We start from the raw sequence: 26,421 nt of genomic DNA, 5'->3' as shown, positions 1-26,421 counted from the left end.
AATGTTTAATTACCGGGAATAAAATTCGATTGACCTTTCCATTTTCCAAACTCAGCTAAAGGCTTAAATCGAAGAGTTGTAAATTCAAAATGAAAGTCTTTTCTTTCTCGTTCTTCCATTGCGTTTGAATGCCTTTTCGGTTTTTCCACTTTACTATGACCATGAACCATATCGGTCATTTCTTTTTCCGTTTTCCAAATTGAAAAAGTTGAGACTGTATTCGGAAACTTTACTGATGCCAATGAAAGAGTGGTTCCTGGATGGTCTCTTACTAGTTTTTCAACCGGTCTGCCCCAATGTATAAATCTGGGTACTGCATAAGGATTCATTCTTGCCATTGTTACAGCGACTACAGGAGAATTTTGGCTTTCTAATTTGTCTTTATAGTCTGGTATTTTGAATCCACTAAACTTTCCCCATTCTCTAATAAAAGACAAACGCACATGCCAACCTTTTGCTAGAATTCTTCCAAAACCGTCTTGTTCCAAATAGTTTTCAAGTGCAGATTCATTTTCCCATTGCATAAAAACTGCTACTTGTCCTATTAAAACCCTAGAAAGAGAAAAGATTGGAGAACCTAGAGTCATTGCCGTCATGTATTCGGAGTGTATCAGTCCCTTCGTGTTTTTAGAAATTGGATTCGAAATTATTCTTTTTGCCGCAACAAAAAAGGGAAGTTCGACTAAATGATAAGAGAATGTACTCACTTTGACTGAATTATTAGATCTGTGGGGTTCTTAAAATTACACACAACGCTCAGTATAAGATGCCGTAGCTGACGATAGGAAGCTATGCATTCTTATATCTTGTTGGCGGTAGTTTTTATTTATTCGTTTTGATTTGCGTCATGAATTTCTTTGTTGTCATAGTAAATATGTTCAGGAGTTCTGTTTTCTATTGGTTTTATAAAACCGTATTTGAATCGAGATTCGAACTCTTCCACCGAAATGGATTTGAAATCCTCAATATCATCTTTATCTACTCCACCGAAAAGGCTGCCTGTAATATATCCATGCTCAATTTTATCTAGATTGACTCTGGTTGTTTTCGAATCAATGACAGTAATGGTCGCCACGGCTGTCACATCAATTCTACCCTTAGATATGTCAAAGTGCAAGTAAAAAAGGCTGTCCGATAGATTTTTCTCTAAAGTATCACTGTACGCATGTCCTGGCCGAATTAAATTGAAAAGGTCTGCCTTGCTTATTTGCAGCTCGTATTCCTCATTCACAGTTAAGTTCAAATCGACTTTTTCTCTCGGTAATGTTGTTGCCCAAATTGCAAACAGAGTAAGAATTCCTATCGGTATTTTCAAATACCTGCTAATTTTTGCTCTGTTGAAATCTGCCTTTGAAAGTAACCAAATGACAGTGGAAGAATGAATAAAGCGAATAAGTCAGTGTAGTCAACTACTCGGTTAAATCCAATTCCAATCTTCTGAGCCAAATTGATTACTTCTTGTGAAAATGGTGATTTCCAAAACACGAATAGAGCAGCTGTTCCGATATAGATTGTTTTAGTCCATTTAATTCGAAGACTTGATAAGAAATATGGAAAAAGGAAAAGCCCTGCTATGTCAGAGAGTTTACCTGTCAAAAAGTTCGAGAACTCATATTTCAGATAAAAGTCATTTAAAAGCAACAACCCCAAAGCCAAAATGAACAGTGGTCTTGATAATATGTCTGGTCTTGAGAGTCTCATTTTAATTACCGCCAACGTTTTGGCTATGCGCAGTGCGGGATTAAAAAGCCGAAACTTTCAATCTGGCACAAACGGTAGCCAAAGCTGCGTTTTGTGTTTTTAATTTTATTCAACAAAAACGTCAAAGCGGAGCTTTGGCGGGCAAAAAGCACCGACCTTTCGTTTATCTCGTCCATCCGCATTGCGTATAGGTTTTGTTGGCCACCGTTTTTTATTTTTTTCATGACACCCACATTTCACGTTGTCCGACAATTTTCCATTCTTTTCCTTCTTTTTCAATGAATACGAGGCTGCCCCATCCGCATAAACTCCCACAAATAAAATCGTAATAGAACACTCCTCTTTTATTGTCCTCACTAAAAGCTACACGCGACATTGTCATTGCGCCAATCCTTCTCTTGTTGTCCGTTGTGTCATTAAACTCTGGCCTTGTCACCAAATTATATTTTCCTGTCTGCGTGATTTGACTTAGGTCAATTCTTTTTGGGGATTCAATTCGATCTAGTTTTCTTATCAACTTAATCCAAGTTGTGTCAACAGGAAAATTGGCTTCAAAATTTTTCGGACTTAACATACCGTCTAAAAAGTCGCTGCTTTCATAAGTTGTCAGAGAGTCATACAAGTAAATTTTAAGCACGGAAGTGTCAAGTTTTCTATTGTTTAAAAGATTTTCAAATTCAGCGCTTTCTTTTTCATATTGTAAACTGTCTTCTCGAGTAGATTCTTCCCAAAGTGGCATTGGCGGAACTGGGAGAGGTTCATAATAACTCTCTGTACCAACCAATTCAATGAACTTTTGATTTAGAATATTCAATTCTTCAATGTCCTTTTCGGTTGTTTTCGGAATACAACTCGTTAGAAGTCCAAGAATTATAATTATTAACGATACTCTCATTTTTTTAATGGTGGCCAACGGTATGTGTATGGTGCGTATCCCGCAGGGTATGCACTATACACCTTGTTACCTACAGTGTTTTTATTTTAATATATATTCTCAAAAGTTTAATAAAATCTGATCCAAAATTGTGTATTACCATAGTTGAAAAATGTGAAGTATTATTTGTGTTTTTTATAAAAAGCGTAAATAGCAATTCAATTGCGTTATTATTCTTCTTGTCATAATTTAAGAGAAGCTCATAAATTACATTTAATATCTTTTGACAATTTTCAAAGACTCTTAATCTGCTTTCAATTAAATGTTGTCTGCTACTTCTAATCGCACCATTATTGTTATTTAAATCAAATAATTTAATTGTCTCACTTCCCCTGTCAATAGATGAAGGGTTGGTGTTTGAAGAAAACAACAAATGACCAACATAATATAATTCATTTTCTATTTTATCTATTTGTGTTTCCTTCCATTTATTTGAATTAAGATAATAGTTTGGAGATAGGATATTCGTATGAAGTTTTCTGCCTTTTAATGAATTGCATCTTTGGCAGGAGTAATGCAAGTTCTCTATACTTTTTGAATACTTCTTATAATTAGATTTGTTTTTTGGATAGAAATGTTCGATTTGAAAAAAAGAACCGTCTTCTGGAGAACATTCGCAAAAAGCGCAACAACCTGAATACAGCAAACGAATTATTTCCCTGACTCTGTCACTTTGGTTATAATGTTTTGCTAACTTTAGAAGACCCTTAGCTTCAACCACTAATGAGTTTGATGATGCATTCTTGTCTACAAATCTCATTATTTTGAATTTATAGAATTATAGAGTTTCTCAATTTTTTCTCTTAACTCAAACGTTTTTTCGACTGACAAAATTGGATCTGAATTTTGTTGTGCTTTTTCATTTAGAATTTTGTTTACTTTCAATTCTAACTCTTGATCTCGATAAGAAATTTTAAATTCATCAAGAAGGACTTCTTCAATGCTGAAAGAATTAATATTTTCAACTTGGGCACTTTGAAATTGTTCATCTTCATCCTTGAAAAATCTTATCACATTAGAATTAATTAATGCCTTAGATTTCATTATTGCCAGTGGAGAGTGGGTAGAAAAAAGAAATGAGAACTCTCTATTTCGTATATATCTTCCACAATTGTTTTGAAATATAATGGGAATTCTTGTTGCCATTTTGGGTGTAAAGTATTTTCAGGCTCGTCAAATAATACAAGCAGATTTTTATTTTTACTATCTTTTGGGATATCTGAAAAAAGCTAAATAATCGTATTATACTTTGTTCACCAGAACTCATATAGTCTACTTGCACATCATTACAATAGACATTCAAACTAATAAGCTGAAGGTTTTCTAGTAGGAGTAATGTATTTAAATCAAATTCAGATAGTTCCTTTATTTCGGAAAAGAGGAATTCCCAAATATCTTTTTCTTTTCTTGGTATTCTTACATTTAAATGAGATTCTAAATTTGGATCGTTTGATTTTTCATTTAAAAAAGATTCTATTTTCATTATAACATTACTGTTTCTAATCTCTTTAAAAAGTTGTTTAAATGATAATCCAGAATCAAAATAGAATTTAAAGAAGACACTTGAATTATAAATAGCTTCGAAGACATTAACTTCAGAAGGCTCAAGTTTATCTTCATTAAGTTTTTCATTTTCAGATATTTCAATTTTATTAATAGTTCTAATGAAATTGATAATATTTACATTGTTTTCGTTCTTCAATAAAAAAATACTGTCATCTTCGACACCTCCAATTCCATTGACAGATAAATAACCTTTTAATCCCCATTTAATACTTTTTCTTTCAAGTAGGCGAGAAAGTATTTGAAGCTTATTATCCTGGTTTTTAAACTTTATAAGAGATTTTAGAAAAAGAGTTTGTGTTGTATTAATATCAGATAAGTAGTTGAAATTTCTGTACCTTGGATTTCGGTGAACAATGCTTCTTTCAAATGAGGATGATATAAAAACTAAATATGAATCATGATGTTTTAGGAAATCCTTAATCATTAGATTCTTAGTGTTAGAAAAGGAATTATAGATATCTAAATTTTGTAATTCATATGTGCCAGAGTAATCAGTGTTGTACTTAACATATTTATAAGGTTTGCTATATAAATCTATTAAAGCATTTAGTTTGGGTTCTTGGTAAGGACCATTTGCATTAATGAAATTTACAATTGTTCTGAACAAAATAGTTTTTCCTACGCCATTTTTCCCAATTATGAAAGAATAATAATTTTCCTTTGTCTTATTGTCAATTTCTAGGATAATATCAGTGTGGTGTTCCCTTATTATATCTGTTTTTAAAGTCGTACTTTCTCCAAAGAAATCAATCTTTTTTGTTCCAATTACTTTATGATGGTTTACAGTTATTGATTTTAATAGCATCTTTAATTTTTTGAGATATAATTTATTGTCATTGTAGGTAACGGTTAGTATATGAAAAGTAGGCGATTTCGAAGCACTCCACTTTCGGTTAAGCACAAAGTTTGATAAGAGACAAAAGCCTTTATTTTAGCACTAATCCGCCTATTTTTTATATACATTGTTACCTGCAGTTTTTTATTTCATTCTTGTCATTCTACAAGGGTCATAAATTATAGGAATTACGATTTCGCCCTTCTTATTTATGAATCCTGATTTTCCATCGAGTTCAACATATGCGAACCCATTATTAAACTGACTTGCATAGTCAAATTTGGGTTTAATTACTATTTCACCTTTCTTATTCACAAACCCCCATTTTTTATTGAGGCTAAAATTCGCAACACCTTCATAGAAGTGCCATAAATCGTCAAACTGTGGCTCAATTATGAGTTTGCCATTTGAATTGTAAGCTCCCCATTTTTCATTCTTTGCACGAACTATGTGCATACTATTCGATAGATTTCCTGTAGCCATATAATTGGGTGGAATAATCGTGTCACCTTTGGCATTTAATCTTCCACGTCCATTTTCCGTGTTAAATGCTCCTGGATAGGTGTTTAATGACCACAACTTTTTGTCTTTGTGTTTTTCTTCAACGTACTCAAATGTTTCACCTCCTTTGTTAATCAGTTTTTGTTCCCCTTCAAAAGTCCAAACAACAGCTAAGTCAGAAAGAAAAGGGTAACAGGTCTCATAATTGAAAGGAATTATGACTTTGCCATTTTTGTCTATGTATCCACAACTATCATTAAGTGTAACATCAGCTAATCCTTTTGAGAAACTTCCGAATGATTCATCATAAATAAAGTCAATTATTGTGTCGCCCTTGGTGTTTATAAATCCAAATTTCCCTTCTTTATTTCCAACGCAAGCATAGCCTTCGTCAAAAAGTCTGCATCCCAATATTTAGTTTCAATAATCACTTTGCCTTTTTTGTCTATATAGCCCCAAAGACTATCAAGCTCCACAGGATATATGCCTTCACTTTCACCTAAAATATAGTCCCATTTAGGTTCAACAACGACTCTACCTTTCGAATCTATGAGTCCGTATTTATCGTTTTGCTTTATCACTGCCATTCTCGTTTGGCAGGATAAGAAAGTCAGTGTTAATATTATCAATGAAATGTACTTCATTTTTCTAATTGCAGGTAACGGCGGTTTGCATATGGCTTGTGGCGGTTTCGAAGCGCTTTTCTGTCCAACGAAACCAAAACTGGCTACGAAGCGAAAGCCTTGCTGGTAGCCGTTTACCCGCCATAAGCTATATGCGTTGTTGTGGCTAGTTTTTTATTTTTTTAATGTCAAAATAGCATTCTCTTACAGGGTTTAAATCTGTCAATCCTTTGTCACAAGGGGTTTGTTCTTTTTTCCTTTGTTCAATTCCCCTGTCGAAGTCTCTCTTAATTTCTGAAATGTTTGTAGCAGGACTTTGAGAACCAACTCCAACTTTCTCTTTATTGACTGAAATCGTTTCCAATACTTCAAAGTCAATTAGTGCGTCTCTTTGAATATATGTCAAGTCAAGCAGATCAAGGCATTTCGTATTAATCAGTCCGCTTGGAATTTGTCTTCCGAAAAGTCGATTTTGGTCAATGAAGCTTACTCCAAACCATTGTCCGCCTTCGTCTGTACTAAAGTCCAAGACAATAGCAGTGATTTCCGTACTGTCACTATTAAATTTTAATATCTGTCCGAATTTCACAGGAAAGCTTTCAATGTCTAGTCCTGTCCAATTTAGTTGCATCATTTCTGGAATTGATTCTGAGGAAGGCGTTGTCATGTTATTACAACTTGAAATTAGAAGTCCAATGGTCAGTATGAATGCTATTCTTGTCATTTTTTCAAATTAGCCACAACGGTCTCGGCTATGAAAAGTAGGGCATTTCGGAGCTACGTACTTGTCCACCGAGACAAAGCTTGCTAAGAACCCGAAACTTGCGGAAACCACTGTCCGCCCTATTTTTTATAGCCATTGTTGCCGCATCGTTTTTTATTTTTTCAATTGTTTTCTTTTTGCTTTTTCAATGTAATCAGGGTCGAGATAGTTAAACCTTCGAATACTGTCGAACCGTCCTACTGTCAATGCTTTGTAGTTATAATACTCCTGTTTGTCAGAGGCTAAAAATCGTCCTGTAGTTTTTGGATTGAATACAGCTAAACTGTCTCTCGGTGGTTCAGTCGGTCTTGGATTAATAGTGTTTGGTCCATTAAAATGGCTGGAATACAGTACTCCAAGTTTTTCCCGACTCTCGTTGGTGTCGACAAAGTAGAAGTCTTGAGACAAGTAAGCTCCATCATTCTCGCTGAATTGGGTAAATAGAACTCCACTTTCGGGTATTCTATAAACTCTCCGAAATCCTTCAAACTCTTTATCCATTCCATTTTCTTGGTCGAACACAACGTAGACAACTCCACGAAATTCGTCTGGAATTAAAAATCGTTCTGGTGTTGCTGTCGCTTTCAATAAAGTAATAACTACAAAGCCGGTTGGAAGTCCTATTAGAACCAATTGATAGTACCATCTCTTCTTTGATAGCAGACTTAGAATTGTCCCAATTATCATCAGTCCAAAACCTATATACATCAACCAAAATGTCAAAAAGCAGAAAAGTCCAAGTGCGAACAATGCAATTGAAATTCCGAAGAGTGTATTTGATTGAGATTTCGTCATTTTTTAAATGTGCGGCAACGGTTTGCAGCTATACGCAGGCAGGGAATTTACCCACTGAACTGGCTACGAATAACTTAACTTCAAATTTGCTACTTTCCTGTCCTACGAAGCACTAAAACCCCTGCTTGCGTATAGGTGATGTTGGCAGTAGTTTTTTCCTAGTCATCTTCGGTATCATTCTTTTTGATTGGCGCTGGATATTGATAATCCGGTCTTATTTCCGTGTGTTGTATTTCACCACCTGTTGTTCCGGTCTCTTTGCCGAAATAGATAACTACAAGGGCAAAAATCAAAATTCCAATATTTAAGAAGTTTGAAAATGATTTTTGTTTAATGCTTGCCCAAAGTCCGAGTAATGAAAGTCCACCTAAAATGTAAGTTAGAATTGAGAAAAGTTCTGCCGACTTTTCGTGTCTTTCAATGAAGTTTTCTGTCACACCGCTAATGTTCTCAACAATTTCTTCTGCTCCTTCTCCGCTTGTCATAGCTGCAATTGAAGTCAAAGAACCAATTATAAAAATCAGAAATGCCGTTCGCTTTACTGCATCTGATTTGTATATCAAACCTGTAATCATAATGATTACTGCTACAATTGGGAAAATGATGGGTAAATGATTTACCACTAAATGAAAATGTGCTTCGTTCATATTTTTTATTTTTTTAAGATTATACATTAACGCCAAAAATGTATCCAACTAAAGCGGATAAACCCATTGCAATTGTTCCCCAAATTACAATTCTTATCACTGCTTTGCCTATGCTTGAACCACCTGTCTTTGCCGAAACTGCACCAAGTATAATTAGAGATAAAATTGTAAACCCGTAAAGAAAATACTCCATTGTTTCGACAGGGGCAAAGAGTGTAACCAATAGGGGCAGAAGTCCACCAATCGTAAAAGCTGCACCCGAAGCAAAAGCGGCTTGAATTGGGTTTGCTTGACTAATTTCGTTAATTCCTAATTCATCCCGAATGTGTGTCCCCAAAGCATCTGATTCTGTTAACTCTTTTGCTACTTGTAAAGCAGTTTCCTTTTTCAGTCCACGTTTTTCATAAATCTCTCCAAGTATTTTCAATTCCGCTTCGGGCATTTTTTTCAGTTCGTCTTTTTCTCTTTCAATATCTGCTTTTTCAATGTCTGTTTGAGAGCTAACAGAAACATATTCGCCTGCTGCCATAGAAAGTGCTCCTGCCACAAGTCCTGCAACAGTCGCTAAAAGAATAGGGTCTCTTGTCGTGCTTGCAGTTGCAACTCCGATTGCAAGACTTGATATTGATATAATTCCGTCATTTGCTCCAAGCACTGCTGCTCTTAACCAATTACTACGGTGTATATAATGACTGTCTAAATAATTGTCAATTGTTATCATTTTGTTGTTGTTAGTCTGTCTTTTGAAATTACTGCCAACGTTTTGCGTGTATGAGAAGTAGCGGATTAAAAAGCACTTCACTTTCAGTTTGGCACTGACTTTTATTAAAAGCACAGACCTTTGATTTAGCACTAAAACCGCTATTTCTTATACACGCTGTTACCTGCTGGCTATTTTTATTTCAGTTTATATTCTCTTCTCTATTTTAGAAAACATTTTTACTTTTCTGTCGGATTATCTTTTGGAAAAAATTATAAACACCTTTTCCTTCTGCAATTAGTTCATCATTTTGGAAGGCTTTCATTTTCGTTACAAGTATTCTATTTCCAAATCTAACAATTTTGCCTTCTACAATTATTGACGATGCTTCTGCGCCTTTTAAATAATCTATTCTTATATCAATTGTTACTAATTTATCCTCAAAAGATTTAAAGTGAGTTCCGCCCGCAATTCCTCCAACAGAATCCATTATTGTTGCAATAATTCCTCCGTGCCATCTGTTTCTTCTAAAATCACCGACCACTTCGTCTCTAAAGGGAACGCTAACTCTTACAAATCCATTTTCGAGGACTAATAATTTCAGTCCTAAAAATTTATGAATTGGAATATTTTGTTCAATTACTTGTTTAAAAAATTCATTGTTTTGTACTGTCATTTCATTCTAGTTTATATTTTTTCACATCGCTCCAAATTTCTACCTTCATATTAGTATTTACATAAGTAGGTGTTTCTATTTTAATTCAGGATTCAATAATAAAACTACGTTCACTAAAAGCTGGAATAGTTGGTTCACCTTCGAAAAATGCTTGATTTCATCTGTCTTATCTATAAGTCCCAAACTGTAAAGTACAGGAACGTAGTGGTCGGGAGTAGGAGCGGCTAATTTCCCTAATTTATGACTGTTTTGGTAATTAATGAGATTGGCAAAGTTTCGGGAATCAATTTGTTGTTTAATCCAAGCATCGTATTCTGCCTCCCAGCCATAAGGAGTTGTATTGTTTGTGCGCATTTTTTGCATTGCCAATGGCAAATTATGGATAAGTGCACCGCTACCAATTATTAAAACCCCTTTGTTTCGCAATGATTTTAGTTGTTTGCCCAACTCATAATGATATTCGGGCTTGGCGTAATAGTCAATACTTAGCTGAAAAACAGGAATATTGGCATCTGGAAATAAGTGCATCAGCATTGGCCACGCACCGTGGTCTAAACCCCATTCCGTTGTTTGGGAAACGGAAGGAACAATTTTCTTTACTTCGTGAGCAATTTCGGGCGAACCTTTGGCATTGTAATACACTTTGTAGTATTCTTCTGGAAAACCATAGTAGTCGTAAATCTGTTTTTGATCAGGAGAAACATTTACGAATGTACCTTTAGTACACCAATGTGCTGATACGACCAATGCAGCTTTTACTTCATAATTTTTTTGAAGATTAATCCCTAAGTCATAAAGTTTTTGCCAAAATTCCCTTTCACTTCTTGAAACCGGGATGTCCATCGGGTTTCCGTGTGAGGTAAACAGCACCGGCATTTTTTTACTCTGTGAAGGAAGTGTGTCAGTAAAATTTTTAAGGCTGCTTAATGTTCCCATTGCGGTTAAGGCTAAAATTGATTGAAGAAATTTTTTGCGTTCCATAGTAATTTATAGTTTGGGTTGAATAGGTACTTTTTTATACCTGCCCCATGCAATGAAAAGTGCTATTGCTCCTAAAATCAAATTAAAGCCTAATACTTGATATTCGCCTTTGGTTATATGATATATAAAAGCGAACACCATAACCATAAAGACCCAACGCTGCCAAAGGCGTAAAAAATGGTTTAATGCGCAATAAGGCAGGCAGTAAAAGTCCGATACCGCCAAGCAATTCAGAAATACCAATGAACCTGACAAAAACCACAGAAAAGTCATTTACCCAAGGCATTGATTTTCCAAGTTCTTCAATGGGTTGAGTTGACTTCATAGCACCTGCCATTAAAAACATGGCTGCTAGTAATGCTTGTGCTACCCACAAGGCTATGTTTAGTGTTTTATTGTTTTTAATTGTCATATTTTATTGGTTGTCTGACAATTTTTGTGGTTTGAGGATGGATTGATTATAGGAGTTTGTAAATCATTGATAATAAACCCCAAAGGAGTGAACTGTTTTCCTACTTGACAATCCTCTACAAAAATTGTCAGACAACCTTTTTATTTTTTAAATTTAGCTAAGAGAAATTCTTGAACTGAAGTTGGTTTACGACCGAGTAGTTGAGTTAATTCAGTTGTAGGAACATTCATAGTATCCGCTGCAAAAGCAACTGCAAATGCTGCAAACATGCGTGCATACATCTCAGGAACACCATATTGCATTAAGGTTTGCTGATATTCTTCTTGTTCGGGAGAAACATAGTTTATCGCAACTCCGGTAATATCAGAAATGTACTTCGCAACTTCTCCAAACGACACTGGTTGCTCAATTCCAATGTTGTATGTTTTATTTTCGTGACCGCCCGTAGTTAACACATTAGCAAGTGCTTCTGCAATTTCGTTACGAAGTACAAAATTTATTTTTCCATCACCTGCCGGAACAAAAATGGTTTTGGTTTCTAATACCTGTTCACCTACAAAATCCATTAGCATATCCAAATAAAAAGCGTTTGCAAAAAGAGTATAAGTAATGCCTGATTCTTTAAGGTATTTTTCGGTTTTCACATGATCCTCGGTAATAAACCAAAGCGGAGATTTAGGGTCGTCATGGGTTCTCATAAAGCCCGTATAGATGATATGCTTCACACCACTTTCTTTTGCAGCTTTGATCGCATTGATGTGCTGCACCGCTCTGCTTTTTGTCATTTCGCTTGAAGAAATTAGTAGCAAAGTTTCTACGCCTTGCATAGCAGAGCGAAGGGAATCAAAATCATCATAGTTGCCTATTTTTACATCTACACCCTTAGATTTTAATTCTGCTGCCTTTGCTTCATCTCTTGCCAAAGCTGAAATTTGATTTGCTGCAACACCTTTTTCAAGCAGAAAGTTAATTGTTGACTTCCCTAGCTGTCCTGTTGCTCCCGTAATTAATACTTTATTCATAATGATTTTATTTTTTTTAGTGACACATTTTTTTAACTGTGCAAATATAGTTACTTTTGCTATACTTTAGTAACTATTATACCATAGTATATTACTATACTTTAGTATAGCATAAGCATAAACAGGATAAAATGAGCAGAATATCACAATTAGAAAGTGTAAAGAAGTGTTCGGGAGAGTTTGTTTTAGCCGTAAACGACACGATGAACGTGTTGAACGGCAAATGGAAATTGCCGATAATAGGTTCTTTGCTCTATGGCAAAAAACGCTTCAAGGAATTGGAAAGGGAAATTCCTAAAATCACGCCCCGTATGCTTTCCAAAGAGCTGAAAGACCTGGAAGTCAACGGCATTGTAACCCGCACTGTTTATAATACCATACCTGTTACAGTAGAGTATGAACTGACAGAATCGGGAAACACCCTCAATACGGTTTTGGATGCTATGATAGCATGGGGCTTGCAACACCGCAAAATGGTTATCGGAAAAAAGGAGAAGGTTGCGGAAACTGTCAGTGTTTAACAAAGTGGTGGTTTTTAGAGGTGCCCTTAAATAGTTCCCGCTTTAATCTTTTCTTTAACAAGCGGAATTACTTTTGTCGCATAAACGCTTATTGCTTCTTTAACTATATCGTGAGGCATAGTTGCCAAAGGCATTTGAATTATAAACCTGTCAATGTTCAAATGGTTTATAAGCAACATAATTTTGTCAGCTACTTCTTCGGGTCCACCTACAAATAATCCTTGTCCTGAGGAACGTGCGTAATCAAAATCGCTTCTGGTGTAAGGCGGAAAACCACGTTCTCCCAATAAGTGATTTCTGTAATACTGTATGTATGGAAAAAATGTGTCGGCAGTTTCTTTGCTGTTGTTAAGCACAAAACCGTGTGCGTGAACGCTGAATTTTAATTTATCCGAATCGTGCCCACTTTCTTGTGCTACCGCGCGATACAATTTTGCGTAATTACAGAAATCAACAATATTGCCACCCAACATAGCTAAAACCACGGGAAGTCCAAGTTTTGCCGCTTTAATGACTGTACTCCGCGAACCACCCAAGGCCATAGATATGTTCAATGGTTTTTCGGTACGTGGATAAACGCCTAAGTTGTCAATCGGACTTCTTGTTTTTCCCCTCCACGTAACAAATTCGTTATCTCTTGCTTTAAGTAACAATTCAAGTCGTTCATCAAACAATAAGTCGTATTGATTGAGGTCGAAACCAAACAAAGGAAATGATTCGGTAAATGCACCACGACCAACCAATAATTCTGCTCGTCCATTACTGATGGCATCAATTGTAGCAAAGTCCTGATACACACGAATGGGATCGCTGGTCGATAAAACGGTGACGGTACTACCCAATGTAATGTGTTTGGTATTTCCCGCAGCCGCAGCCAACACTATCGCTGGCGATGAAGCCGCAAATTCTCGTCTATGATGCTCGCCTACGCCATAAAAGTCAACTCCCAACTTGTCAGCCAATACAATGTCATCAACCACTTGTCGAATGCGTTCTGCTTGTGATATAGTTCTGCCCGTATGTGGGTCAGGCATAACATCGGCAAAGGTGGAAATGCCATATTCAATTTTCTTTTTCATACTTTATTATAATGCTAGCGGTGCTTCACTATTGTGGTTGATATTATTTACATTACTTATCTAGCGTGCATATTTTTCCTTCTTTCACTTCCAAAGCAGTTTCTGGATGCGTTTTTTACACAATAAAAAATTCAATGTTTAGTTCCATAATTCCTTTGAGTTTTATTTTTTTAGCTTGCAGGTAACTTGTTTATATGCGCAGTTTTATTGCACAATATATCCTTATTTGGTTGAAATTGTGTAGTTTTATTTCACTTTATATTTTTATGTCCATATCCTCTATTGGACTTCTGATCTCTCTCATTTCTCGATTACTTACATGTGTATAAATCTCTGTGGTTTTACTGCTCTGGTGGCCCAGTAGCTCTTGGATATACCGTATATCCGTACCCCCTTCATGCAGATGTGTGGCATAAGAATGTCTCAACCAATGCGGTGTGACCGGCTTTTTAATGCCTGCCTTTTCCACCGCAGCTTTTAATACTTCTGCCAGGCTCCTGGCACTGTATTGCCCTCCTCCTCTTCCCTCGATCAGGTATTTCTTTGGCTGATAGGCTTTTAAATACTCCCCATACAAATCATGTAATATCTCAGGAAACCGGACTACCCTATCTTTTTTGCCTTTACTATTTTTAACCAAAATCATACCCCTATCGTATTGAATGTGCTCAATCTGTAGGTTTAATATTTCGCTCCTTCTTAGTCCACATGAATAAAGCAGCACCAACATAAAACGGTGCTTAAGATTGGATAAGGCCTGTAAAATATCCTTCACTTCTTGCTTACTTAATACATTAGGCAGACTCTTTGCTTTCTTTGGACGTTTAATAATTTCTGGGTCTAACACCCGCTCTTCCAATATATTGAAAAATAATTTTACGCCATTGATTACTTGAGATTGGTAGGAAACGGAATACTTTCTTCTGATGATGTAATCCCTGTTAAAGATCTCCAAATCCTCATTGGTAATAGAACCGGGTGGCTTGTTATTCAAAAACCTGAAAAAAAACGCCACTGCCTCAGAATAGGATTTGATCGTTGCTTCGGAATACCGCCTATTGCGAAGCCAATCCTTAAATCGCCGAATCTCTGAATGTAAAGGTGCATCCAATTGAGGTAGTTCAGGATGTTTGTCCGGTAAATCTACTTTCTGTATCCGGCTGTAATCCAACCAAATCTTTTTCTCTTTAAAATACTGTAATAATTCAGACACTTGAGTCGGTGTATAAGGAACTGCCCAAACCCGCTCTTTGAGGTACCATTTGCATTCCGGAAATCCTTTAACAATCTCTTTTAATTCGAAATCATAAGGGAATTCCAAGCGTATGATAGGCAGCTTTTGAAACCTATCGTTTTTCAAAATTATGGTTTTCCACATTGGGTTGAAAAAATATTTACTCCAAGATACAAAATTCAGAATTTTCCTACTACCAAAACCGTTTGAAATTGATTCTAAAAATTCTTTTCCTGCCCACTATAGGGGCTTGTTTCTTCGTTTAACCCGAAATTGGTGCTTTTATTACGCGCTGGAATCTTCCTAAAAGTTGTAACCCCATTGTGGTTTTGAGACTTCCTTTCCATTGAAAGCAATATAGGGGGCAGCCCAATCCGGATTAAAGACCAGCTCAATTAATTTGAAAGGCATTATTTCTGTTTAGAATAAAATGGAGGTATTCGGTCAAATTTGAACCGATACAATTTTTTATATATTAATTTTATTGCAGGGTTTTGCCGTTTACCAACTCACAAAAGTACTTTCATTGACTTCTTTTTCCGGTATGGTCCTTACTTCTTTGATGGAAACGGTGCCATCATGGCCCCAGCACAGGGCTGTAGTATTGACGGTGCCATAGTAATCTTCTACCCGAATAAATTGTGAAGAAATGGTTTGTTCCAAGTCCATAGGAATACCGGTATCCGGAAGTAATTCGATAGGGGCTTTCTCCTTTGATTGTAATAAGGTCAACAAATCATCCAGCTTTGGGGATTTATGCTCCAGTAACTTTTTAAGATCTGCTTTGGCAGCTTCTACTTTTGGCCAGGGGTGTTTAGAAAAGCATTGGAAAGCCCATGGATACCCGGAGGTACCTGTTGGACGCCCCCTCCATAGTTGGAAAATACCAACAGTTCTTTCTTTTCGGCCACCAAGAGATTGAAACCATTGTAGTCTTTCTTTTTTCTTCTATTTGCTTCAAATAGTCCTTGGGAGATTGGCTTCCATTTAAAAAGTTGGTTACCAATTCACCCCTAGTTTTGCTTAATGGCTTGTCATTTTGGGGATCTCTATAATTGGTTAAGGCCGCAAATTTACCATTGGTATGGAAACCCAACCATGTGCCTCCTCCCTTTAAATCCTTTCCGGCATAAATCCCATTGTCCCATTGGTGGAGGCCTTTGGTCGGACGATTAAAGTATTCATCCCTGTTGGCAACCAAAATAAGTTTGTATTCGGGATGCTGATTCCAGCTAAATGTCAGTAAGCACATGGTGTAAAATTAATCAGCTCCCCCGGAAAGGGAAAACCATTCAAAATTATTTTTAACAATATTTAATTACGATTAAAATCGTATATAATTTGCAATTACGAATTTTGTCGTATATATTTGATACGAAATAAATCGTATAACAATACTATGGACAAGCCTACAGCAGCAGAATTAGAGATATTGGCCATTCTTTGGGAAAAGGAGCAAGCAAGTGTACGGCAGGTGCATGAAGAATTGTCTTTGACCAAGGAAACCGGCTATACGACTACATTAAAAACCATGCAAAACATGCATGCCAAGGGATTGTTGGCAAGAGACGAGGAGAAAAGAAGTCATATTTACAGTGCTTTGATCTCCCAGGAAGATACCCAGCAATCTTTGGTTAGAAATTTTATAGGGAAAGCATTTGGTGGATCAGCAAAGAAGTTGGTCATGCAAGCCTTGGGTCAGAGCGAGCCTTCCAAGGAGGAAATCAAAGAGATTCGTGCGTTTTTGGATAAAATAGAAAATGATACACAATGAATACCGAATGGATTGTATCGCGTTTACCTGAAGCTTTGGGTTGGGCTTTGGCCCATTCACTTTGGCAGTTGCTCTTCGTAGCAGCAGTGATGTGGTTGCTCTTTAGGTTTAAATTCTTAAATAGTCCACAGAAAAAATACATGCTTGGATTGGGTGGTTTGGGAGTGATGTGCTGCATGTTTGTAGGAACCTTCATAATGGAATTTCACTCCTTTCAAGATGAAGGCCAGGAAGCCTTGGTATTCAGCAGTCAAATCCAGGCAAGTGCTCAGCCTGTTGCAGGTGAAATGCATTGGCCGGCCTATTTATCAGGGAGAATAGCCTATGTATTACCTTACCTGGTTTATTTTTGGGTAATTGGTGTTGTATTTTATTTTGTAAGGCACCTGGGGAATTTTGTTGCCTTGAAGCAATTAAAGGCCAGGTCTCACCAAAGTGTGCCGCAAAATATCCTTCAGGCCATCGAAACCATAAAAGCCCGATTGGCTCTAAGTTTACCGGTGGATTTCAGGATAAGTTCAGAAATTTCTGTACCCATCACCTATGGTTTTTTCAAGCCGATTGTCTTGCTTCCATTGGGTTTGATCATGCAATTGTCTCCGGTGCAATTGGAGGCCATAATTGCGCATGAGTTGGCCCATATCCGCAGGCATGATTTTGCAGTCAACCTGATGCAGTCTGTGTTAGAGATCTTGTTTTTTTACCATCCTGCATTTTGGTGGGTCAATGGACTGGTGAAAGAAGCGAGAGAGCATATTGCAGATGATATCGCAATTCAGGCGGGGGTCAAAGCAATTGATTTAGCCAATGCCTTGGCAATTGTTGCCAATGATGCCGTGGAGGAATCCCCTGAATTGGCCATGGCGGCACATTCCTCCAATTTTCCTTTACTCAATAGAATCAAAAGGATGCTGGGCAATGAACCTGCCCGGTTTTCCAATTCACCGTTAATCACTAAGACAATGATACTTACCCTAATATTTAGTGCCATATTATTTATCGGCAATGCCAATGAGGTTAAAAATACTCAGGATCGCTGGGTTTCCACAGCCTTGGAATCAAAATTTGATGGCGACACTTACTTTTTGATGGATACTTTGCCAAAGTCCATTGAAGTAGAGGACACTGTGATCGTCATCAATAAAGATGTGGCTATAGATCTTGATCAAGAAGTTTCAGAAGATGTAGAAGTAGTTATTCATTCGAATAATCATGTAACAACGAGTATTCGTTCAGTGGTTTCGGATAGTTTACCCTTACCCCAACAACCGCCTGTGTTGAACCTAAGTCCTGCTCCTGTTGCTAATTTTAGTCCTCCGGTGTTTAATGATAGCTTGATTCATTATACCCAAAACATTATGGGTGGTTTTGGAGACAGTATTCAAGTATATGCAAGAAATATAGTGATGCTGCAGGGGGATACCTCCGTTTTGTCACAAGAACAAAAGAAAAAGCTTGAGCGGAAAATAGAGTTGCTTCAAAAGAAAATGGAGAAATCCCAAAAGGTATTCGAGGGAAAAATGAAAGCCTGGGAAAAAGAATTTCAGCCTAAAATGAAGGAGTTTGAGCAAAAAATGGAAGCCTGGCAGAAAGAGAACGAGCCTAAAATAAAAGAATTTGAAAAGAAAATGGAAGTTTGGGCCGCCGAAAATGCAGAAAAGATGGAATCCTGGGCCAAGGCCTATGTAGAAAAAATCGAAGCATGGGAGAAGGAGAAGGAATTGCAAGCAAAAGAATATTGGGAAAAGGAACAATAGATTTGCCCTTTGAAAGATAATGTAATCCCCAGTCCTGAGATACTTTCTAATGACTGGGGATTATTTTTTCAATACATTTGCCAAAATAAAAGCAGGATAGCTGCAGCAGTTTTCTGCGGTCATTCTCGGGTGGATTGGTATTTTTCTGACAATTTCAAGAAGCTTTTCCGGGGAATGGAGGCCTGAAATTTCCAAGGCAAAAGTATAATAATTTGTAGCTTCAATTTTGATTTCGGTATATTCGACTTGAATTTCCTGCGGAGGGTTTGAGAAATTGGATCTGACATTAAATGCTTGGTCAAGGCATGTTAGCCAGCGTTTCTTTGATATTGATAATCCGGTTAATTTATTCTCAGCCTCGGGTATTTTTTCCAAAGACCATTTGTCCCAAGCTTCAAACTTCCCGGGCAATGGCTGAGATTCCGGTAAGGAGAGTGTCCATTCCCGTCTTTGTTTTACCTCGTAAATATTATCTCTAACCTTAAGCCCCAAGTCCGGTCTGTCTGCCATTGGGAAATAAGTATCTGTACGGCTTTCAGGTTCATTTTTATTCAATGAAAACTCTTTTACGAAATTCAATAGTTCCTCAATTGGAGAACTGAAGAACCACCGGATTTCAATAGTAGAATATAACGGATGTTGGGGAACAAGTTTGGGTATATCCATGAGGTTATTTGATTGCGATTAGTGGTTTTGGATTTTCTTGCACGTATTTTTAGTGTCTAATAAAGAAATTCAGCCCTTTTCACTTGCGAGACCCTTCATTTTGTTTTTCTGATTTTGATCGAGAAAGCCTTTGAAGGATTTGTGCTTAACAGAAGCTGAATGTCCTCCTCCGTAAAGTCCTGCGCTTTCAAAGCAGGAATAAGTTGGCTGAAAATATTGGTATAGCCCTTTATGCTTTGCTGGTCTTTTTGAGGATCGTACCATCCTGCATCATGGGAAATCAAAATACGGTCCAAAAATCATTTTTTTTGGCAAAAACTATTTTTTCTAAATGCCTTTCAAGGTCCCACCCCAAACCGTCAAGGCTAATCCAGCATCCCTTATCTGCTGCTTTAAGGTAGGCTTCCGTATTGGTTTCTGATTGTGCGTGTACCCAGATAAAGGCTTCGGGAGAAATCTGAAGTTCATTCAGTATCGCCAATTGTGGCCACAAACCTTTGGCTGCTCCGGTATGGGAAGCAATGGTCAAGCCTGTTTCCAGGTGAGTTAGGGCAGCAGCTTTTACCAGCTTGCTGTGCATAGGGCTTAATGGATCCGAATTGTCAACTCCAATTTTAATAAAACCGGGGTGTATGGAGCTTCCAGCTATGCCATCAGTAAACTCCTTTATCCACATGTCTGACAATTCTTTGGCTGTCATTCCTTTTGCAAAATCCGGAATAAATTGATTATTCCTTGCTCCGTACAAGCCGGTATTGGTAAGGATTTTTAATCCGGTTTTTTTGGCTATTTTTTCCAATAAAAAGACGTCTCTCCCAAGGTAGTTAGGGGTTGCATCCACAAAATAGCTGACATTGTAAGGCTTCAATTCCTCTAAATAGGGTGTCATTTCATCAATAACATGTTTATGATTCCATTCACTATAATCAATGCTATCTGCCCCGATAAAATCCACCAAAATATGTTCGTGTGAGAGCCAAATTTCATTTTTTAAGGGATGGTGTTTTCCTGACAGACTTTGAATCACAATATTATTGCTCTGAAAAGAGCATCCGCTAATGACCCAAAAAGAAAAAATTGTGATTTTTAGAGTGCTGTTCATGGTTTGTCCTTTTTTGGCGAGATAAGGCGATTCATTTTGATTAACCAATATTCTAAGGTATCGATTTATGATGGTAAGTGGTTGATTGTGGAGGTGTTTTATCTTTATTTTGGTTGTATACAGATTGGAGAATTTTCCATGCACCTGATTTTCATTCTTGAGATAAATGTGTTTCGTAAGTAAAAATTACCGTTTCGTTGATCGAATCGAGGTTGCTCAATTTATTTTTTGCAAATCTTCCAATAAGAGTGGAGTTAAGATGTTTTGAATTAGTGAAAGTGAAATTAAATAAGTATAATGTTAATTATAATGTAAATTAATGTGATTTTTGTTGCCATAATTTTAATTAATTAATCTTTTTATTACCTTTGACATATCAAACAAGGACAAAAGGTTTTTGGGTAATGAGCGGAAGTTTAATTACTGATATATACTGTAGGATGATGAAACTGGCAGACATGCCCTCCTGTCTCGGGGGTGGAGATCACAGGATAAAGAAAATAGCGAGCTCGTATTTTTCCTAACTGCTCCGTGGAGGTTCGACTCCTTCTCCTACAGCAGGTTATTTTGGGTTTATTGTTAATTGACTAAAGCTATGGGATTTTATTTCATAGCTTTTTTTGTTTGTCGGTTCTCAAGGTGATTTTGTCAGCATTGTTGCAAAAAAAGCAACAATACCGCCAAAATCAGGACGTGCGTATTCCTATTTTCCGAGGGTTGGTACCCTCGGCTATTATAGTATCACCCTTTCAGGGTTAGGGGTTTCGGTAGGGATATGACTTTTTCAATTTTGTTTTCGGTAAGATTTTGTCAGCATTGTTGCAAAAAAAGCCAACAGCCACCGCCAAAATCAGGGCGTGCGTATTCCTATTTTCGAGGGGTTGGTATCCTCGGTTACAAAAATGACACTCCTACGGAGTTTGGGAGGTTGAGTTCGGTATTTTTTTGTATTGGTTTTTGTTGTTTTAATTTAAAAGATGTTTCCGGAATTAACGCTTTGCTTTCGGTAAGGATTTGTTGGTTATGGTAAGGATTCCTGCTTTGCTTATAGTCCTTTGCAAATATTTCAATCCAAGGGTTTGTAGAAGTGGCTGTAAAATGAAATAGTTAATTTAAATACTTATATATTAAAAATAATGTAAATAAATATAATTTTTGTTGCCATAATTTTAATTTAATAATCTTTTTATTACCTTTGACATATCAAACAAAGACAAAAGGTCTTTGGGTAATGGACGGAAGTTTAATTACTAATATATACTGTAGGATGATGAAACTGGCAGACATGCCCTCCTGTCTCGGGGGTGGGGGATCACAGGATAAAGAAAAATAGCGAGCTCGTATTTTCTAACTGCTCCGTGGAGGTTCGACTCCTTCTCCTACAGCAGGTTATTTTGGGTTTATTGTTAATTGACTAAAGCTATGGGATTTTATTTCATAGCTTTTTTGTTAATCGGCTCTCAGGGTGATTTTGTCGGCATTGTTGCAAAAAAAGCAGCAATACACGCCAAAATCTTATCGTTACGATTGTTTTGACCAAGGCTTCACAGCCTTGTCTACAAAAATATCACCCCTATGGGGTTTTGGGAATTGTTAGGCTTTGCCGTCAATATTAATATAGGGAGTAATGTTAAGCGAAAATGGGTCTATACTGGGTTAAATAGTTAGCCTATATGGCTTTAGCTGCGTAACCTTATTCAATTCCATTTACTTATTTCGGCCTTATGGAAATTAGTAAAATGGATTGCTCAATGGCGTTAAAAACAAAAAACTGTTTGAGGCCTTTTCGGCAGATTTTTTTGTTTAGCCAGGGAGTGATTCATTTTGCGTTAAGATTTATACAGCCTTGATTTTTTGGTTCGTTTTGGATCAAGCCAAAAATGAACAGGTAGAAATTAGGATAACTACGGGCGAAAGTGATTTTGTCAGTATTGTTGCAAAAAAAGCAACAATACCGCCAAAATCAGGGCGTGCGTATTCCTATTTTCCGAGGGTTGGCACCCTCGGCTATTATAGTGTCACCCTTTCAGGGTTAGGGGTTTCGGGTAGGGGTATGACTTTTTCAATTTTGTTTTCGGTAAGATTTTGTCAGCATTGTTGCAAAAAAAGCAACAATATTGCCAAAATCAGATTTTGCTTCATGCTTTGACCAAGGCTTCACAGCCTTGTCTACAAAAATGCCACACCTACGGTGTTTTTGGGTTGGTTAAGACTTGCCGGTTGTATTACCATAGGGAGTAATGTCAGGCGAAAATGAGTCTATGCTAGGTTAAATAGTTAGCCTATATGGCTTTGGCTGCGTAACCTTATTCAATTCTATTTACTTTTTCGGCCTTATGGAAATTAGTAAAATGGATTGCTCAATGGCGTTAAAAACAAAAAACTGTTTGAGGCCTTTTCGGCCGAGTTTTTTTGTTTAGCCAGGGAGTGATTCATTTTGCGTTAAGATTTACATACAGCCTTGATTTTTTTGGTTCGTTTTTGGATCAAGCCAAAAATGAACAGGTAGAATTAGGATAACTACGGGCGATAATGATTTTTTGTCAGTATTGTTGCAAAAAAAAGCAACAATACTGACAAAATCAAGACGTGGGTATTCCTATTTTCCGAGGGCGGACACCCACAGCTACAATAATGTCACTCCTCCTGAGTTTGGATTCTTTAGGTAAATACAAGGATGTATTTTTTTGACTTATTTGACCACCCATAAGGGGACTCCATAATTGGTATTGAAAAGCTCCTCGGTAACACTACCGATGGCAAAAGGGGAGAAGGTATTGCCGCCTTTGTCTGCAACCACTAATAGGTCAGCATTTGATTTTTTAATATTAGCAATGATTTTTTGAGCCGTACCGGATTCCCTACCATGGAAAATTAGCGGTTCCATAGGTTCAGGATAAGCCATTTTTCTTATGTACTTTTCTATTTTTTCTTTGATGTGTTTTTCTACCTTTGGAGCCATAAATTCCGCAGAGACATAAGGGGAGAACTGCAAGGGTACGCTGTAAACATGTACTAGTTTGAGGGATGTTTTGCTTTTTTGAAACAATGCCTCTATCACCTGAAAGGTTTTGCGTGATTCGGGAGAGAAATCTGTTCCGGCCCAAATGGTTTCAATTTGAGGTTTTGCAAGGCGAGGAACTGCAAGAACATCACATCTTAGTAGTTTCAGCAGTTTACCGCTCACTAATCCGGTACCTTTTTCATGTTTTTTGTTGCCAACAATGACAAGTTGAATTCCAAATTTATCTACAATATATTTGATTAAAGATTCGCTGTAAGGATCCTCTGAAATTAATACTTCGGAAGGAATGTCTGCTTTAAAGTGTTCTTGAACTTTTTCATTCAGTTCATCTCCGATTACCTCATCAAGATTTACTTCCTTCAATTGTTCTTCAAAAAGTTCTGAAATGGCATATTTTTTAATATTATGGACAAAATACACTTTTTCAGCCTTTAATTTTTCAGCAAGAAAAGAGCTGTATTGGATCAATACCTCATCTAAGTCTGAGAGGTCTAGAGCTACGAGAATATTCTTATAATCCTTTTTCATAACCTATTCTTTATTGGTTGGGTTTGGTTTTTTCCGAACTGCGCTTTTTAATGATGTCTGCCAATCTTTCTTCGTAGCTTTCCCATTCCTTTTGGGCTTTCCGTTCTTCAGTCTGTTGGTTTTCATCTTTTAGGGCTGTATAGAGTGAGTAACACATAAATAGGAGAATAAAAGCAAATGGGAGGCCTGTTGCTATAGATGCTGTTTGTAAGGCTTGTAAGCCACCCCCGATCAGAAGAACAGCAGCTACAGCCCCTTCAGTAACTGCCCAGAAGATTCTTTGCCCCACAGGCGCATCAATTTTTCCTCCGGAAGTAAGGCTATCTACCACCAAAGATCCTGAATCTGAGGAAGTGATAAAAAACCGGCAATAAGTACAACTCCAATCACATTGAGGATTACCGCGAAGGGGTAATTTTCCAAAAATACAAACAAAGCAGTGGCTACATTATCTTCCGCTGCATTCAGAATGGTGGGATCTCCTGATAGTGCTTGTTGGATGGATGTGCTTCCAAATGCAGTGATCCAGAAAAAGGTAATGAGGGAGGGCACAAAGAGTACTCCCAAGATAAATTCTTTGACGGTGCGCCCCTTACTAATTCTGGCTATAAACATCCCTACAAATGGGGACCAGGCAATCCACCAGCCCCAGTAGAAGACGGTCCAGGCATTTTGCCAATCATTTCCGGTATAGCTTTCTGTCCAGGTGGCAATTTGTAGAAAGCTGTAAAGGTAATTTCCGGTGTTTTGAACAAATGACTGAAAAATGAATATGGTAGGGCCTAAAATGACCACCAGTACCAAGAGGATTACTGCTATCCTCATGTTCCACTCGCTCAAAAACTTCACTCCCTTGTCTACTCCTAATACCACAGAAACTGTGGCGATAAGCGTGATACCGGCAATGAGAGAAATCTGGGTCACAAGTCCACTACTGATTCCAAAAACATGCGCCAATCCAGCGGCAATTTGTTGTACACCTAAACCCAACGAGGTGGCAAGCCCAAAGAGGGTGGCAAGAACTGCAAAGATGTCTATAAGGTCTCCCCATTTTCCGTAGATTTTGTTTCCCATTATAGGATAAAATACTGATCGGATTGTAAGGGGGAGCCCGTGAGAATAGGTGAAATAGGCAAGTGATAGTCCCACTAAAGCATATACTCCCCAGGCATGAAACCCCCAATGTAAAAATGTGAAATTCATGGATTCTTGGGCGGCATAAGGAGTTCCTCCTTCGGTGAGAGGAGGAGACATGAAATGAGTGACCGGCTCTGCAATACTCCAAAACAACAAGCCTATGCCCATTCCGGCACTGAAAAGCATGGCAAACCAAGAGAGGGTCTTGAATTCGGGTCTTGCCTCTTTGCCACCTATCCTTATTTCCCCATATTTACTAAAGGCAAGATATATTACGAAAATCAAAAATATATTAACACATAGGATAAAGAACCAGCCTACTGTGTTTGAAATAAAGCTTTGGATTTCATTAAAATAATATTCCGCTTGCTCCTTAAAAACAAGCGTAAGTGTAATGCTGATAATAATGAAAATAGTAGAGGTAAAAATACCGGTCCATTTACATCCAATCCCATGATGGATTTTCTTTCATCGCTTCTTAATATCTTCTTAGCCATACAGTATTTGTTTATTACTAGTAATGTATTCTGATTCTAAAAATAGTATCCAATATTGACGTTGAACCTGGCCTCCCAATCTGCTCCCGGCGTTCCGCTACTAAAATCGTCCATATAATTTCCTCCCAGCCAAGAATGATTCAAGCCGGCAGCATAATCAATATAGGCATAAATATTGCCCGCTGTAATTAATACTCCGGTCACATTCATTATTGAGTCATCAAAATCCTCCTTTTTCTTCTGCATGTATCCGAAATCGTTGTATATTTTTAATGCGGATATTGGTTCCCATTCAACGGGTACTTTACGGGCAATAGTAAAGGTATAAATATTAAAGTCTGCTGCCACCTTGTAAGCTGCTCCATAGGCAGCCATTGAGATTTCCTCCCGTGAAATACCCGGTCCATTTGCAGGGTTATTGGAAATGTTCATGGCTTCTGCTTTGATGTTCCAGTCGTTATAAGTGAGTTCATAGTGAATTGCCAGTCCATAATGATTGCCGGTTTCTTTGGTGTCTAAATTAAAAAGGCCTCCGTATTGACCTGAGGCACCAAGTCTATGTTTTAGCTGGCTGCCAATTTTGTAAATGAATTTACCATTCAGTTGATTAAACTCTTTGTTTCTCCCTGCCACATCATAAGCATACCTGCTGTGAGTGATTTCAGTGTCGTTTCCAAAGCGGGTTTCTTCGGCATTTTTGAAAAAGGCCAATTGGTATTCAATCTTATCTCCCAGGTGAAGGTATTTTATTCCCATATCATGGTCATCTTCCAGGCCTACATAATATGACAAGTTAAAAAACCAATTGTTAGAGTTGTATTGCTGGATTCCAAAAGGCACCTGGGTTAATCCCAGCTGTATTTCATTGGTTTTGTTGAATTTGTACCCAAACCAGCCTTGCTTAAGCATTCCACCTCCAAAATCCTTGCTATACAAACGGTACTC

At 37.4% G+C, this 26,421-nt stretch carries 29 protein-coding genes and 2 pseudogenes; 3 read left to right on the top strand and 28 right to left on the bottom strand.

Translation table 11 applies throughout. From position 1 onward, the window contains the following. Nucleotides 1-5: 5 nt before the first annotated feature. From WG932_RS18525 to WG932_RS18440, 18 genes are all read right to left on the bottom strand, one after another. Entirely contained in the window at nt 6-596 is a 591-nt protein-coding gene (locus WG932_RS18525; protein ID WP_483084960.1) for a hypothetical protein, read from the bottom strand. A gap of 230 nt (nt 597-826) precedes the next feature. Next, nucleotides 827-1,315 carry a hypothetical protein gene (locus WG932_RS18520; RefSeq protein WP_483084959.1) on the bottom strand — a complete coding sequence of 163 codons (489 nt, stop codon included), beginning with the start codon at nt 1,313-1,315 and terminating at the stop codon, nt 827-829. After that, complete coding sequence (locus WG932_RS18515) at nt 1,312-1,716, bottom strand: hypothetical protein (RefSeq protein WP_483084958.1); 405 nt, start codon at nt 1,714-1,716, stop codon at nt 1,312-1,314. Before WG932_RS18515 ends, WG932_RS18520 begins: the two co-directional genes overlap by 4 nt. A gap of 8 nt (nt 1,717-1,724) precedes the next feature. Next, entirely contained in the window at nt 1,725-1,925 is a 201-nt protein-coding gene (locus WG932_RS18510; RefSeq protein ID WP_483084957.1) for a hypothetical protein, read from the bottom strand. Further along, the gene (locus tag WG932_RS18505; protein WP_483084956.1) at nt 1,922-2,596 is read right to left on the bottom strand and encodes a hypothetical protein; all 675 of its coding nucleotides are present in this window, start codon (nt 2,594-2,596) and stop codon (nt 1,922-1,924) included. Before WG932_RS18505 ends, WG932_RS18510 begins: the two co-directional genes overlap by 4 nt. Nucleotides 2,597-2,666: 70 nt before the next feature. After that, nucleotides 2,667-3,395: an HNH endonuclease gene (locus WG932_RS18500; protein WP_483084955.1), complete on the bottom strand. Its 729-nt coding sequence runs from the start codon at nt 3,393-3,395 to the stop codon at nt 2,667-2,669. After that, the gene (locus tag WG932_RS18495; protein ID WP_483084953.1) at nt 3,395-3,679 is read right to left on the bottom strand and encodes a hypothetical protein; all 285 of its coding nucleotides are present in this window, start codon (nt 3,677-3,679) and stop codon (nt 3,395-3,397) included. Before WG932_RS18495 ends, WG932_RS18500 begins: the two co-directional genes overlap by 1 nt. Nucleotides 3,680-3,722: 43 nt before the next feature. Beyond that, complete coding sequence (locus WG932_RS18490) at nt 3,723-5,006, bottom strand: hypothetical protein (RefSeq protein WP_483084952.1); 1,284 nt, start codon at nt 5,004-5,006, stop codon at nt 3,723-3,725. A gap of 174 nt (nt 5,007-5,180) precedes the next feature. Beyond that, entirely contained in the window at nt 5,181-5,948 is a 768-nt protein-coding gene (locus tag WG932_RS18485) for a WG repeat-containing protein (protein WP_483084951.1), read from the bottom strand. Continuing rightward, on the bottom strand, nt 5,879-6,124 hold the full coding sequence (locus WG932_RS18480; protein WP_483084950.1) for a WG repeat-containing protein: 246 nt from the start codon (nt 6,122-6,124) through the stop codon (nt 5,879-5,881). The genes WG932_RS18485 and WG932_RS18480 overlap by 70 nt, the downstream gene beginning before the upstream one ends. Nucleotides 6,125-6,326: 202 nt before the next feature. Continuing rightward, nucleotides 6,327-6,827 (bottom strand): hypothetical protein, encoded by a 501-nt coding sequence (locus tag WG932_RS18475; protein WP_483084949.1) that lies wholly within the window; start codon nt 6,825-6,827, stop codon nt 6,327-6,329. Between the two features lie 210 nt (nt 6,828-7,037). Further along, the gene (locus WG932_RS18470; RefSeq protein ID WP_483084948.1) at nt 7,038-7,718 is read right to left on the bottom strand and encodes a DUF6843 domain-containing protein; all 681 of its coding nucleotides are present in this window, start codon (nt 7,716-7,718) and stop codon (nt 7,038-7,040) included. A 158-nt stretch (nt 7,719-7,876) separates the two neighbouring features. Next, complete coding sequence (locus WG932_RS18465) at nt 7,877-8,365, bottom strand: hypothetical protein (RefSeq protein ID WP_483084947.1); 489 nt, start codon at nt 8,363-8,365, stop codon at nt 7,877-7,879. A 19-nt stretch (nt 8,366-8,384) separates the two neighbouring features. Continuing rightward, nucleotides 8,385-9,086: a VIT1/CCC1 transporter family protein gene (locus WG932_RS18460; RefSeq protein ID WP_139067685.1), complete on the bottom strand. Its 702-nt coding sequence runs from the start codon at nt 9,084-9,086 to the stop codon at nt 8,385-8,387. 205 nt (nt 9,087-9,291) lie between these two features. Continuing rightward, nucleotides 9,292-9,741, bottom strand: a complete 450-nt coding sequence (locus WG932_RS18455) for a PaaI family thioesterase (RefSeq protein ID WP_483084946.1) — start codon at nt 9,739-9,741, stop codon at nt 9,292-9,294. Nucleotides 9,742-9,816: 75 nt separating this feature from the next. Beyond that, the gene (locus tag WG932_RS18450; protein ID WP_483084945.1) at nt 9,817-10,722 is read right to left on the bottom strand and encodes a dioxygenase family protein; all 906 of its coding nucleotides are present in this window, start codon (nt 10,720-10,722) and stop codon (nt 9,817-9,819) included. A gap of 82 nt (nt 10,723-10,804) precedes the next feature. Further along, on the bottom strand, nt 10,805-11,134 hold the full coding sequence (locus WG932_RS18445; protein ID WP_211213907.1) for a DoxX family protein: 330 nt from the start codon (nt 11,132-11,134) through the stop codon (nt 10,805-10,807). 140 nt (nt 11,135-11,274) lie between these two features. After that, nucleotides 11,275-12,156 (bottom strand): SDR family oxidoreductase, encoded by an 882-nt coding sequence (locus WG932_RS18440; RefSeq protein WP_020535373.1) that lies wholly within the window; start codon nt 12,154-12,156, stop codon nt 11,275-11,277. 131 nt (nt 12,157-12,287) lie between these two features. Here WG932_RS18440 and WG932_RS18435 point away from each other — a divergent pair, with 131 nt between their 5' ends. Beyond that, entirely contained in the window at nt 12,288-12,677 is a 390-nt protein-coding gene (locus WG932_RS18435) for a winged helix-turn-helix transcriptional regulator (RefSeq protein ID WP_483084944.1), read from the top strand. A 26-nt stretch (nt 12,678-12,703) separates the two neighbouring features. On the opposite strand, the gene WG932_RS18430 is transcribed toward WG932_RS18435, so the two are convergent. The 3 genes and pseudogenes from WG932_RS18430 to WG932_RS18420 form a co-directional block, all read right to left on the bottom strand. Continuing rightward, the gene (locus WG932_RS18430; protein ID WP_211356948.1) at nt 12,704-13,756 is read right to left on the bottom strand and encodes an LLM class flavin-dependent oxidoreductase; all 1,053 of its coding nucleotides are present in this window, start codon (nt 13,754-13,756) and stop codon (nt 12,704-12,706) included. A 256-nt stretch (nt 13,757-14,012) separates the two neighbouring features. Further along, nucleotides 14,013-15,116, bottom strand: coding sequence for a site-specific tyrosine recombinase/integron integrase (xerA, locus tag WG932_RS18425; RefSeq protein ID WP_483084943.1), 1,104 nt, complete (start codon nt 15,114-15,116; stop codon nt 14,013-14,015). Between the two features lie 375 nt (nt 15,117-15,491). Beyond that, nucleotides 15,492-16,242, bottom strand: a pseudogene (locus WG932_RS18420) (NRDE family protein). A 147-nt stretch (nt 16,243-16,389) separates the two neighbouring features. Between WG932_RS18420 and WG932_RS18415 the strand changes: the two are divergent. Next, nucleotides 16,390-16,764, top strand: a complete 375-nt coding sequence (locus WG932_RS18415; RefSeq protein WP_149395118.1) for a BlaI/MecI/CopY family transcriptional regulator — start codon at nt 16,390-16,392, stop codon at nt 16,762-16,764. Then, complete coding sequence (locus WG932_RS18410; protein ID WP_483084942.1) at nt 16,761-18,521, top strand: M56 family metallopeptidase; 1,761 nt, start codon at nt 16,761-16,763, stop codon at nt 18,519-18,521. The genes WG932_RS18415 and WG932_RS18410 overlap by 4 nt, the downstream gene beginning before the upstream one ends. Nucleotides 18,522-18,581: 60 nt before the next feature. Here the strand turns inward: WG932_RS18410 and WG932_RS18405 are convergent, their stop codons facing one another. From WG932_RS18405 to WG932_RS18375, 7 genes and pseudogenes are all read right to left on the bottom strand, one after another. Further along, complete coding sequence (locus tag WG932_RS18405) at nt 18,582-19,187, bottom strand: hypothetical protein (RefSeq protein ID WP_483084941.1); 606 nt, start codon at nt 19,185-19,187, stop codon at nt 18,582-18,584. A 95-nt stretch (nt 19,188-19,282) separates the two neighbouring features. Then, the gene (locus tag WG932_RS18400) at nt 19,283-19,483 is read right to left on the bottom strand and encodes a phosphotriesterase family protein (protein WP_483084940.1); all 201 of its coding nucleotides are present in this window, start codon (nt 19,481-19,483) and stop codon (nt 19,283-19,285) included. Beyond that, the gene (locus WG932_RS18395; protein WP_483084939.1) at nt 19,468-20,289 is read right to left on the bottom strand and encodes a phosphotriesterase family protein; all 822 of its coding nucleotides are present in this window, start codon (nt 20,287-20,289) and stop codon (nt 19,468-19,470) included. The genes WG932_RS18400 and WG932_RS18395 overlap by 16 nt, the downstream gene beginning before the upstream one ends. Before the next feature lie 2,692 nt (nt 20,290-22,981). Next, the gene (locus WG932_RS18390) at nt 22,982-23,842 is read right to left on the bottom strand and encodes a universal stress protein (protein WP_149392201.1); all 861 of its coding nucleotides are present in this window, start codon (nt 23,840-23,842) and stop codon (nt 22,982-22,984) included. A 10-nt stretch (nt 23,843-23,852) separates the two neighbouring features. Next, a pseudogene (locus WG932_RS18385) lies at nt 23,853-25,375 on the bottom strand (BCCT family transporter). After that, on the bottom strand, nt 25,297-25,476 hold the full coding sequence (locus WG932_RS18380) for a hypothetical protein (RefSeq protein WP_483084938.1): 180 nt from the start codon (nt 25,474-25,476) through the stop codon (nt 25,297-25,299). The pseudogene WG932_RS18385 and the gene WG932_RS18380 overlap by 79 nt, the downstream one beginning before the upstream one ends. Before the next feature lie 36 nt (nt 25,477-25,512). Then, nucleotides 25,513-26,412 (bottom strand): hypothetical protein, encoded by a 900-nt coding sequence (locus WG932_RS18375; RefSeq protein WP_483084937.1) that lies wholly within the window; start codon nt 26,410-26,412, stop codon nt 25,513-25,515. Between the last annotated feature and the right edge of the window lie 9 nt (nt 26,413-26,421).

This window comes from Cyclobacterium sp. SOCE241 (genome assembly GCF_056867545.1).
This window is presented reverse-complemented; position numbering and strand designations above follow the sequence as displayed.